The 1,376-nt window shown below is 62.3% G+C and carries 1 protein-coding gene; it reads left to right on the top strand.

Features of this window, described 5'->3' with window-relative positions:
* Position 1: 1 nt before the first annotated feature.
* A partial coding sequence (locus AB4043_RS25600; RefSeq protein ID WP_442308530.1) for a xanthine dehydrogenase family protein molybdopterin-binding subunit occupies positions 2-1,376 on the top strand: 1,375 nt, incomplete at its 3' end.

The following is a 1,376-nucleotide window of genomic DNA, read 5'->3' on the forward strand; positions in this document are numbered from 1 at the left end:
GCTGAAGACCACCGGCGCGGCCATGTACTCCTCTGACCACCACTTCCCTGGCCTGGTCTATGCCTGGCCGGTCACCGCGACCATCGCCAGCGGAACCATCAGCGGCATCGACTCATCCACAGCCGAGAAGATGCCCGGCGTGCTGGCCATTTACACCCACAAGAACATCGGTCCCCTCTATCGCACACCGCCGTCGGCCGGCCTCAGCATGATCCTGGATGAGCGGCGGCCCCCACTCGAAGACGAGACCGTCTCCTACTACGGCCAGTACGTTGCCGTTGCCGTCGCACACACGGTGGAACAGGCGCGCGCCGCAGCCGAAGCCGTGAAGGTCACCTACGCCAAGACTCCGCACAATACCAACGACAAACTTCTCGACACTCCCACAGTCGCAGGCAAACCCAAAGAAGTCACCAAACGTGGCGACGCCGCCGCAGTTCTCGCCCGCGCAACCTACAAACATGATGCCGTCTACTCCACTCCAACCGAGACACATAATCCCATTGAGCTGCACGCATCGGTAGCGGTCTACAAGGATGGCAAGTTCACGCTCTACGAGACCTCGCAGGCTGTCGTGAACCATCGCGACGTGATGGCCGCCATGCTCGGCGTTCCTCCGGAGAACGTGCAGGTCATTAGCCGCTTCCTCGGCTCCGGCTTTGGCGGAAAGCTGTGGCCGTGGCCGCATGCGATGCTCGCCGCCGCAAGCGCACGCAACCTCAATCGTCCAGTCAAGCTTGTCGTCAGCCGTTCGATGATGTTCCAGAGCGTCGGCCACCGGCCCACCATCGACCAACGCGTTCAGCTCGCTGCGGATAAATCGGGCAAGCTGCTCGCGATCCGGCACGACTACGTCAATCACACCTCCATGCTCGACGACTACGACGAGGGCTGCGCCGAATCCACCGGCTTCATGTACTCCTGCCCGAATGTCCTTGCCACCTCCGGCCTGGTCCGCCGTAATGTCGGTACCCCAACCTCCATGCGCGGTCCCGGCGCTGTGCCCGGTCTCTACGCACTCGAATCCGCCTTGGACGAGCTCGCCATCAAGCTCGACATCGATCCCGTACAGCTTCGCCTTCTGAATGAACCGGAGAGGGACGAAAGCATCGGAAAGCCCTTCTCTTCACGCCACCTCAAAGAGTGCCTCACCGTCGGCGCGGAGAAGTTCGGTTGGGCTAAGCGCAATCCCGCCATTGGCTTAATGAAAGATGAAGAAGGAAGAACTCTCGGCTGGGGCGTCGGCGCGTGCGCCTGGATCGCCACCCGCACCGATGCTGAAGTCAACGTCGAGCTGCGGCAGGATGGCACCGCGCGCGTTACCTGCGGTACACAGGACATCGGCGGCGGCACCTACACGGCCGTTGCGCAGATGG

This window comes from Terriglobus sp. YAF25, assembly GCF_052113305.1.
Classification (GTDB): Bacteria; Acidobacteriota; Terriglobia; order Terriglobales; family Acidobacteriaceae; genus Terriglobus.